Annotated in this window: 10 protein-coding genes; 3 read left to right on the top strand and 7 right to left on the bottom strand. The window is 72.4% G+C overall.

The features are described from left to right. Nucleotides 1-179 precede the first annotated feature (179 nt). Nucleotides 180-959, top strand: a complete 780-nt coding sequence (locus ACWD26_RS25670) for an SDR family oxidoreductase (RefSeq protein WP_451273941.1) — start codon at nucleotides 180-182, stop codon at nucleotides 957-959. A 15-nt stretch (nucleotides 960-974) separates the two neighbouring features. Here ACWD26_RS25670 and ACWD26_RS25665 read toward each other — a convergent pair whose 3' ends face one another. Beyond that, nucleotides 975-1202 (bottom strand): DUF6480 family protein, encoded by a 228-nt coding sequence (locus tag ACWD26_RS25665; protein WP_451273869.1) that lies wholly within the window; start codon nucleotides 1200-1202, stop codon nucleotides 975-977. A 154-nt stretch (nucleotides 1203-1356) separates the two neighbouring features. On the opposite strand from ACWD26_RS25665, the gene ACWD26_RS25660 reads away from it, so the two are divergent. Continuing rightward, nucleotides 1357-1776: a CBS domain-containing protein gene (locus ACWD26_RS25660; protein WP_451273867.1), complete on the top strand. Its 420-nt coding sequence runs from the start codon at nucleotides 1357-1359 to the stop codon at nucleotides 1774-1776. 42 nt (nucleotides 1777-1818) lie between these two features. Here the strand turns inward: ACWD26_RS25660 and ACWD26_RS25655 are convergent, their stop codons facing one another. From ACWD26_RS25655 to ACWD26_RS25635, 5 genes are all read right to left on the bottom strand, one after another. After that, complete coding sequence (locus tag ACWD26_RS25655; protein WP_451273865.1) at nucleotides 1819-2067, bottom strand: cupin domain-containing protein; 249 nt, start codon at nucleotides 2065-2067, stop codon at nucleotides 1819-1821. A gap of 255 nt (nucleotides 2068-2322) precedes the next feature. After that, nucleotides 2323-2772: a hypothetical protein gene (locus ACWD26_RS25650; RefSeq protein ID WP_451273863.1), complete on the bottom strand. Its 450-nt coding sequence runs from the start codon at nucleotides 2770-2772 to the stop codon at nucleotides 2323-2325. Further along, nucleotides 2756-3256 carry an RNA polymerase sigma factor gene (locus tag ACWD26_RS25645; protein ID WP_451273861.1) on the bottom strand — a complete coding sequence of 167 codons (501 nt, stop codon included), beginning with the start codon at nucleotides 3254-3256 and terminating at the stop codon, nucleotides 2756-2758. Before ACWD26_RS25645 ends, ACWD26_RS25650 begins: the two co-directional genes overlap by 17 nt. Before the next feature lie 80 nt (nucleotides 3257-3336). Continuing rightward, on the bottom strand, nucleotides 3337-3954 hold the full coding sequence (locus tag ACWD26_RS25640; RefSeq protein WP_451273859.1) for a class F sortase: 618 nt from the start codon (nucleotides 3952-3954) through the stop codon (nucleotides 3337-3339). Then, nucleotides 3951-4319: a sortase-dependent protein gene (locus tag ACWD26_RS25635; protein WP_451273857.1), complete on the bottom strand. Its 369-nt coding sequence runs from the start codon at nucleotides 4317-4319 to the stop codon at nucleotides 3951-3953. The genes ACWD26_RS25640 and ACWD26_RS25635 overlap by 4 nt, the downstream gene beginning before the upstream one ends. 230 nt (nucleotides 4320-4549) lie before the next feature. Between ACWD26_RS25635 and ACWD26_RS25630 the strand changes: the two genes are divergently transcribed. Beyond that, complete coding sequence (locus ACWD26_RS25630) at nucleotides 4550-4930, top strand: response regulator transcription factor (RefSeq protein WP_451273855.1); 381 nt, start codon at nucleotides 4550-4552, stop codon at nucleotides 4928-4930. Between the two features lie 75 nt (nucleotides 4931-5005). On the opposite strand, the gene ACWD26_RS25625 is transcribed toward ACWD26_RS25630, so the two are convergent. Further along, a complete protein-coding gene (locus ACWD26_RS25625) occupies nucleotides 5006-9142 on the bottom strand; it encodes a molybdopterin-dependent oxidoreductase (RefSeq protein ID WP_451273853.1) in 4137 nt (1378 codons plus the stop codon). Nucleotides 9143-9318: the final 176 nt, after the last annotated feature.

Below are 9318 nucleotides of genomic sequence, written 5' to 3'. Positions count from 1 at the left end.
CGCGAGCTCAGCCACGGCGGCGTGTGGCACAGGGGCATTGCGTCGAACCGTCCTACGCTGCTGTCGGCCACTCGCCGGAGCCATCCCCCCTCGGAGTCGCCATGCAGACGCACCAAGCCGCCCCGGACCCTCACGCCGCCCCGGACACTCGCACCGCCCCGCACCCTCACCCCGCCCCCGTGGCCCTGATCACCGGTTCCGACTCCGGGATCGGGCGCGCCACCGCCGTCCGGCTGGCCGAAGCCGGTATGGACGTGGGCATCACGTGGCACCGCGACCGCGAAGGGGCACAGCGGACCGCCGACGAGGTGCGGGAGACGGGGCGCCGGGCCGAGGTCGAGCAGCTGGACCTCACCCGGCTGCCGGAGGCCGCCGACGTCATGGACCGGCTGGCCGAGCGACTCGGCAGGGTCGACGTGCTGGTCAACAACGCGGGGACCGGCACCATGACGCCCTTCCTCGACCTGGATCTCAGCACCGTGCGCCAAGTCCTCGACGTCGATCTGGTGGGGCCCTTCCTGTGCGCTCAGCGCGCCGCCCGCCGGATGATCGCCCAGGGTGACGGCGGCCGGATCATCAACGTCACCAGCGTCCATGAGCATCAGCCGCGTGTGGGGGCGGCGCCGTACTGCGCCGCCAAAGGCGGGCTCGGGCTGCTCACCCAGGTCATGGCGCTCGAACTGGCCGAGCACGGGATCACCGTGAACGCGGTCGCTCCCGGAGAGATCGCCACGCCGATGACCGGCCAGGAGGACACCGACGTCACCGCCGAGCGACGGCCCGGCGTGCCGTTGGGGCGTCCCGGCGACGCACGGGAGGTCGCGGCCGTGATCGCCTTCCTCGCGAGCGCTGGAGCGTCCTATGTCACGGGCGCCTCCTGGGTGGTCGACGGAGGCATGCTGCGGATGGGGCCGCAGGCGGGCAGCCATCTCCCGGACGACGCCTGGCGGCGTCCCTGAGGGTGTGCGGGACGGTCAGGCGATCAGGATCACCGCCATGCCGATCAGACCGATCACCACCAGGGCCACCACGATCATGATCAGGAGGAGGGGCGTCGCTGCCCACCCCTTGCTCGGTGCGGGCGGTTCCGGATGGGAGATGCCGTAAGTGCCGCCCTCGGCAGGCGGGGTCTCACCGGGCGGTGTGCTGCCGCCCGGGGGGATTCCCGGGGTGCGCCTCGGGTCGGGATCAGGAGTCGTCATGACACTCACTCCTCTCGGGCGGCGATACGGACACCGCCGCTCAGCCCCGGGTACCCAGGATCGGCGGATGTTCCGGTACGACGAGGTGGGTACCGGGGACGATCGGGTACCCGGCGGTGCGAAGACCTCGACACCCCCGGAGGAGGCAAGCGCCATGGCTCAGCACGTACGCGACATCATGACGAGCGCACCTTTGACAGTGGAACCGCAGGCATCCGTGAGGTCGGTGGCCCAGCTGATGCGCGACCAGGACCTCGGAGCCGTCCTGGTGACCGACGGTGACCGGCTCCGCGGGCTCGTCAGCGACCGCGACCTGGTGGTGAGGGCGGTCGCGGAGGGTGCCGATCCCGAACAGACCACAGTGGTCCATGCCTGCAGCGAGGACCTGGTCACGGTGGGCCCGGACGAGGACCTGGACCACGCGGCGCGGCTGATGCGGGAGCATGCCGTGCGGCGACTCCCGGTCGTCGACGAGGGCAGGCCGGTGGGCATCGTCTCCCTCGGTGACATGGCCATCGAACGGGATCCGGAATCCGCGCTCGGCGACATCAGCGCCGCCAAGCCGAACCTGTAGCCGGAAGCCCGGCGAGCCGCGCCACACCGCCCAGGACACGCGTCAGTCCAGGGCGTGGTCGCCGTACGCCGTGACGGAAAGGAAGCGGATCGGGAGTTCCACCAGTTCCTGTGGACCGTGGGCGCCCTCCCCGTCCAGCTGGAGGGCGTCTCCGGGGCGCATGGTGTAGCCGGCCTCCCCGTGGCCGTAGACCATTTCGCCCTCCAGCATGTAGAGGAGCTCGGTTCCGGGGTGCCGGAAGAGGGGGAAGACCTCGCTCTGCTCGGTCAGCGTGACCAGGACGGCCTCCATGCGCTTGTGCGGGCCGCGCAGGGCGCCGAGGAGTTCGTAGAGGTGGCCGACGCGGCTGCCGCGGCGGGCGATGCGGGCGCCCTGGCCAGCCGGTACGAAGACCGCCTCGCGGTCGGCGTCGACGCCCCGGAACAGTGCCGTGACCGGGACGCCGAGACCGGTGGCGAGGCGGCCGAGCGTGGTGAGGCTGCACGAGGTCTGAAACGCGGGGGGTGTGTCACCTTCGTTGCCGCCTTGGAAACCAGGGCTCGGGCCTCAGGGCCGGGTGCCGGGCAGCGCCGAGGGCACGGTCGAGGGCGTGGGTGGGGCCGATGGCGCGGGTGGGGCCGTGGGGGCGTGTGTCGCGGTGGGCTCGGTGGGTCCGGAGGGTGGAGCTGAGGGGACGGGGGTCGCCGGTTCCTCGGTGGGGCGGTGGGACGGGGGGACGGGGGAGGGGCTGGTCGCGGGAGGCGGGGCCAGGGGGACCGAGGGGGGCGTGGGGGTGTCCGTCCCGGAGAAGTGCAGGGGGAGGGCGATGAGGGCGACGGCCGCGCAGGTGGCGGCGGCGCCGGCCGCGGCGCGGAGGAGGCGGCGGCGCGCGGCGGTGCGGCGGATCGTCTCGTAGCGGCCGGGGGGTGGGCCGAGGTGGTCGGAGGGGGGACGCAGGATGACCGTGAGGGGGTCGTCGGGCTCGAAGTCCGGCCCGTCGTCAGGGTGTGTGATCAAGGCTTCTCCTCAGGTGGGCGCGGAGCAGTTCGCGGGCCGCGTGGAGGTCGGCCTTGACGGTTCCCTCCTTGCGTCCGGTCAGCGCGGACACCTCCCGGATCGGCATGTCAGCGTAGTAGTGCAGCAGGATCGGGACGCGCAGCCGTTCCGGCAGCGACTGCACGAGCAGCCGGACCGAGGGGTCGGACTGTTCGGCGTGGTCGGGCAGTGGGCGTACCGCGGCCTCGACGGTGGCCCGGTGCATCGCCTTGCGTTCGCGTTCGAGCTTGCGCCAGTGGTCGCGTACGAGGTTGGCCGCGGTGACGTAGAGGAAGCCGTGCGGCTCCGCCACGGACGTCCAGCGGGCCCAGAGCCGGGTGAACGCCTCCGACGCGATCTCGTGGGCCGTCTCGTCGTCGTCGACCAGCCGACGGCACCAGCCGGCGAGGCGGGGGTAGAGGGCGGCGAACAGCTCGGACGCGGCCTTCTCACGGGACCGTTTCAACGCTCTCCATGGTCGTGACGGTGCGACAAGTGGCAAGGAGGAAGGGGTGGTTGGTGGCGGGTGCGCGACGTGGTGGTGGGTCACGGGGTCATGGAGTCCAGTGTGGCGAAGGCGATCACGTTGTCGCGGTACTCGTCACCGGTGCGGGGGCCGCCGCAGGTGATGAGGCGCAGCGCGGGGCGGTCCACGTTCCCGTAGACCTCGTCCGTCGGGAAGTCGGCCTTGGCGACCGTCCGTACGCTGTCGACGGTGAACTCCGCGGTCGTGCCGTTCTCCAGGCGCGCCTCGATCCGCTCGCCCCGCCGCAGGAGCGCGAGCCGACGGAAGACCCCGTCCCCGTAACGGCCGACCGTGACATGGCCGAGGATCACCGACGGCCCGGTCTGACCCGGTGTCGGCGAGTGCTCGTACCAGCCCGCGCGGTCGTGCGCCGTGACCGGCGGCACCTCCACGGTGCCGTCCCGGGCCAGCCCCAGCCGGATGACCGGGGTGTCGACCTCGATGGCCGGTATCAGCAGTCTGACCGGGACCGAGCGGCCGAGCGGGCGCGCGGCGTCGGTGGCTGATGGCGCGGAGGGGAGCGGGGCCGTGTCCGTGGAGGGTGCGGTCGTGGCGTGGTCGGTTCGCCGGCCGGAGCAGCCCACGAGCAGCGAGGCCGTCGCCGCGGCGGCGAAGGCGCGCCTGGAGAACAAGGTCACGCCCCGTTCGCCCGCCGACGGCGTACGAGAACGACGGCCGCGCCGCCGCCGAGGAGCACCGCGGTGGCGCCCGTCCCGGCCAGGACGCCCGCGTTGGACCCCTCTGACTCCGTCGTCGCACCGGTGTCCGGAGCGCCACTGGGTACGACGGGGACCTGGCTCGGCACCGGGGAGTCACCGCCGTTGCCCGGAGCCTCAGTGGGGGCGTCCTTGGTCGGCGCCAGGGTGGACGGGGCCGGGGTCGGCGTCTTGGAGGTCTCCTTGGGTACGGGGGTCGGGGCCGTGTCGTCGGCGAACGCGGGCAGCGCGGTCGCCAGCACGGCGGTGAAGGCGAGTGCCGTGGCACTGAGGAAGGTGCGGCGCATGGGTCGCTCTCTCTCGTCTGGTTTCGTCGGACGGTTTGTCGAGCGGAGAGACGAGACAGCCTCGGGGTGCGTTGTAAAGAGATGGCAAAGTCGTTGGGCCCCGGGGCGTCGCGCCGGCCGTCGAGACGCGGGCGGGGCGGCGTCCCGGGGCCGGGAGGCCCGGCGGGCACGCTCGACTGGACTCACACGAGGAACACCAACCGAGGAGATCGGCGCCGAACCGCCCACCCGTGTCGTCCTGGTCACCCGGCACGCCCGCCCGGCGGTGCTGGGCCGGGCCCGCTCCGCCGGCGTACGCGGCTTCGTACCGAAGACCACCGCCGCCGCCCGGCTGGCTGGCGGAGATCATCCGCGATGTCGCTGCCGGCCGCCGTTCCGTCGACCCGGACATCGCCGCCTCCGCCCTCACCGAGGACGACTGCCCGCTCAGCGACCGCGAACTACAGGTCCTGCGTGCCGCCCGCACCGGTGCCTCGGTCGTCGAGATCGCCACCGAGGTGCACCTGGCCCAGGGCACGGTCCGCAACTACCTCTCCGCCGCGAGGTCCAAGTTGGGCGCCCCCACGCGCCACGCGGCGGCGCACCACGCGTGGCAGCAGGGCTGGATCTGAGCCGAGGGCGGGCGGACGGAGTACACGGCCCCGAGGGCGGGCGGATCACGTACACGGCCCCGACGGCGGGCGGGATCAGTACACGTCCCGCACGTACCGCTTCTCCGTCGCGAGCTGCTTCACATACGCGGCGGACTCGCCCTCGGTCATCCCGCCGTGCGTGACCGCGATGTCCCGCAGGGCCTGGTCGACGTCCTTCGCCATACGGGAGGCGTCGCCGCAGACGTAGAAGCGGGCGCCGTCCTGGAGCCAGTGCCACAGCTCGGGGCCGTGCTCGCGCATACGGTCCTGGACGTAGACCTTCGCGCGCTGGTCACGGGAGAAGGCGGTGTCCAACCGGCTGAGCACACCCGTCTCCTGAAGAGCCGTCAGCTCCGCCTCGTAGTAGAAGTCCGTCGCCCGGTGCTGTTCCCCGAAGAACAGCCAGTTGGGCGCCCGGTGGCCGAGGGCCTGCCGCTCCTGGAGGAAACCGATGAACGGGGCGACCCCGGTGCCGGGGCCGACCATGATCATGGGCGTCGCCGGGTCGGCCGGCGGCCGGAAGTGCGGTGAACGCTGCACGAATACCGGCACCTCCAGGTCCGCCTCGCCGTCCGCGAGGAACGGCGAGCAGACCCCGCCGCGCGGGCGCCCGTGCAGGTTCTCGTACCGCACCACCGACACCGTCAGCGAGACGTGGTGCGGGTCGACCAGCGGGCTCGACGAGATGGAGTACAGCCGGGGCTGGAGCCGCTTGAAGACACCGGCCCACTCCTGCGCGGAGGCCCGGACGGCGAACTCCGCCACCACGTCCACGGCCTGCCGGCCCCATGACCACTGTGCCAGCCCGTCCTTGTTGTCCGGGCGCATCAGCTTCTTCAACTCCCGGTTGTCCCGGGTGTGTTCGGAGACGAAGCGGAGCAGGTCCGAGGTGATCCGGGTGATGTCGAGGTGCCGGTGCAGCGCCTCGGCGAACGGCACCTCACCAACCCCGTTGACGCCTACGGGAGTCGAGCCGTCCAGACCCGTCACCGCCAGCCACTCCGCCACCAGGTCCAGGGAGTTGACCGGCTGCACCCCGAGCGCGTCGCCCGCCTCGTACGACAGCCCCGTCCCGCTGGTGTCGAAGGTGAACCGGCGCACCTCCTTGCCGGCCCCGGGCAGGCTGAGCAGCCGGTTGCCGACCAGCCGGGCGGCGGCGGGCGCGGGTTTGGCGGAGCGGGTGAGGGGCGTGGGCGCGGCGGTGGGGGCGGCCTGCGGACCCGCTCCCGGAGCCGTGACCGTGTCGGAGCCCGCGCCCATGCCCGCACCCGCACCCGTGCCGAGCGCGGTGATGACCTGGCCGAGCCAGGCGTCCGCCGACGGCTCGTAGTCCGGCTCGCAGTCCGTACGCGGGGCCAGGCGCACGGCGCCCAGCTCGTAGAGGCGGGCGTCCAGCCGGCGGCCGTGCCCGCAGAAGTCGTCGTAGGAGGAGTCCCCGAAGGCCAGCACGGCGTAGCGCACGCCATCCAGGCGGGGGGCCTCCTGGTGGGAGAGCGCGTCCCAGAAACCGGAGCCGTTGTCGGGGGCGTCGCCGTCCCCGAAGGTGCTGGTGATCAGCAACAGGTCGGCCCCGCGCGGCAGTCGGTCGGGTTCGGCCTCGTCCATGCCGACCAGCGTCGCCCGGTGCCCTGCGGCCCCCAGATGCTCGGCCGCCGCCACCGCGAACTCCTCGGCGGTCCCGGTCTGCGAGGCCCACAGCACCACGACCTCACGCCCGGTGGGTTCGGCGGCGACGGGCGCCGCGCTCGGGGCGGCCGTCCGTGAGTACATCCCGGCGAGCACCCCGTTCACCCACACCGCGTGCTCCGCACTGAACGGCGCGTCGGCCGGCAGCACGGGCACGCCCTGCACCCCGGAGCCGAGCCCGGCGAGGAAGCCGGTGAGGTACTGGCGCTCCTGGGCGGAGAGGACGGGAGGCGGTGAGGGTTCGAGACCGAACGGGTTCGCGCCGGGGGCGACCGCCGTCGGCACCAACGTCGCCGCAGGCCTGGCCTCGACCGGTGCCTGTGCCTGCGCCTGTACCTGTACCGGCGCCGCCACCTTCGCCAGCGACACCGCACACACCTTCAACTCCGGCTGGAACGAAAGCGGATCCACCGCGTCGCTCGTCACCGCGTTGATGCTCAGGTACTCCCCGAACAGGTCGTTCCAGTGGAACGGCGCGAACACACACCCGGGCATCACCCGGTCCGACACCACCGCCGGCAGCACGGCCCGCCCCCGCCGTGACGCGACCTCCACGGAGTCGCCGTCCTGAACGCCCAGTTCGCGCGCGTCCTGAGGATGCAGCTCCACGAACGGCCCGGGGTTCAGCTTGTTGAGCTTGGCGACCTTGCCCGTCTTCGTCAGCGTATGCCACTGGTGCTGCAACCGCCCGGTGTTGAGCACGAACGGATAGTCGTCGTCCGGCATCTCGGCGGCCGGCATGTGGGGTCGCGCGTGGAACACGGCCCGCCCACTGGCGGTGGGGAAGAGGAGCCCCCCGTCCGCGCCCGCCTCCGCGTACCGGATCGGATTCCGCGCCGGTCCGTCCTGTGAGGCGGACGGCCACTGCACGGACCCCGACCGCAGCCGCTCGTACGTCACACCCCGCAGATCCCACCCGGTCTTCGGGTTCCACGCCCGCTTGATCTCCTCGAAGACCTGCTCGGCGCTGTCGTACGAGAACCCCTTCTCGAACCCCATCTCCCGGGCGACGGCCGCGATGATCCGCCAGTCGGCCATGGCCTCGCCCGGCGGGTCGGCGGCGGGGGCGGCCAGCGTGAGGTTGCGCTCGCTGTTGATGAGGACACCCTCGGACTCGGTCCACAGGGCGCCGGGCAGGACGACGTCGGCGTACGCGTTGGTCTCGGTGTCGGCGAAGACGTCCTGCGTGACGACGAACTCGGCGGCTTCCAACCCCTCGATCACGGTCTTGCGGTTGGCGACGGAGGCGACCGGGTTGGTGCAGATGATCCAGCAGGCCTTGATCTCCCCGTCGGCCATCTTCTGGAACATCTCGACGGTGCCCTTGCCGACCCCGTCCTCGCGGAGGGTGTCCGGGGCCAGCTCCCACAGCTCCTCGACGAACGCCCGCTCCTCCTCCACGAGCACGGACCGCTGGCCCGGCAGCCCCGGGCCCATGTAGCCCATCTCGCGTCCCCCCATGGCGTTGGGCTGGCCGGTGAGCGAGAACGGGCCGCTGCCCGGGCGGCAGATCGCGCCGGTCGCCAGGTGCAGATTGACGAGCGCGTTGGTGTTCCAGGTGCCGTGCGTGGACTGGTTGAGCCCCATCGTCCAGCAGCTCGTCCACTCGGCGGCCTCGCCGATCAGCCGCGCGGCCTCCCGGATGTCGTCCGCCGGGATGCCGGTGATCCCGGCGACGGCGTCCGGCGCGTACTCGGCGAGGAAGTCGGGCATCGCCTCCCAGCCCTCGGTGTGGGCGGCGATGAAGTCGGGGTCGGTGTGCCCGTCGACGTGCAGCAGATGGAGAAGCCCGTTGAGCAGGGCCAGATCCGTACCGGGACGTATCTGCAGGAAGAGGTCCGCCTTCTCGGCCGTCGCCGTCCGCCGGGGATCGACGACGATCAGCTTCGCGCCCGCCTTCACCCGGTCCATCATCCGCAGGAACAGAATCGGGTGGCAGTCGGCCATGTTCGAGCCGATGACGAGGAAGACGTCCGCCTTGTCGAGGTCCTCGTACGAGCCGGGCGGTCCGTCCGCGCCCAGCGACAGCTTGTAGCCCGTGCCGGCGCTCGCCATGCACAGCCGGGAGTTCGACTCGATCTGGTTGGTGCGGATGAAGCCCTTGGCCAGTTTGTTCGCCAGGTACTGGGCTTCGAGGCTCATCTGGCCGGAGACGTAGAAGGCGAACGCGTCGGGCCCGTGCTCGTCGATGATCGCGCGCAGCCGCCGGGCGGTCTCGGCGATCGCGTCGCCGACGGGCGCGGGGACGGGCTCGTCGCCCCGGTCGTCACGCACGAGCGCGGTGGTGAGGCGGCCCGGTGCGGCCAGCATGTCGGCCGTGGTCGCGCCCTTGGTGCACAGGCGGCCGAAGTTCGCCGGGTGGGACTTGTCGCCGGACGCCTTCAGGACCGTACGCCGGCCGTCGGGACCCATCCCGACGTCGAGGAGCATGCCGCAGCCGACACCGCAGTACGAGCACACGGTCCGCACCTGGGTGGTGGTGCTCTGCGGGCCCTGTGCGGCCACGGGCGGCCCCTTTCTGTCGGCGTCCGGGGTGTCCGGTCGGTCGGTCCGGCCGGTCGGGCCGGTCCTGGCGATCGTCGCCCGGCCCGCTGCCCGGTCGCTGTCTGGTACGGCGGCCGGTCGGCTTCCGCTCAGCGTCCGAGTCACTGCCCGGCGGACCCGATCGTACGAATTGCCCG

It is taken from the genome of Streptomyces sp. NPDC002787 (assembly GCF_053592095.1).
The sequence above is the reverse complement of the archived record's forward strand: the minus strand, read 5'-3'. Positions and strand labels throughout refer to the sequence as shown.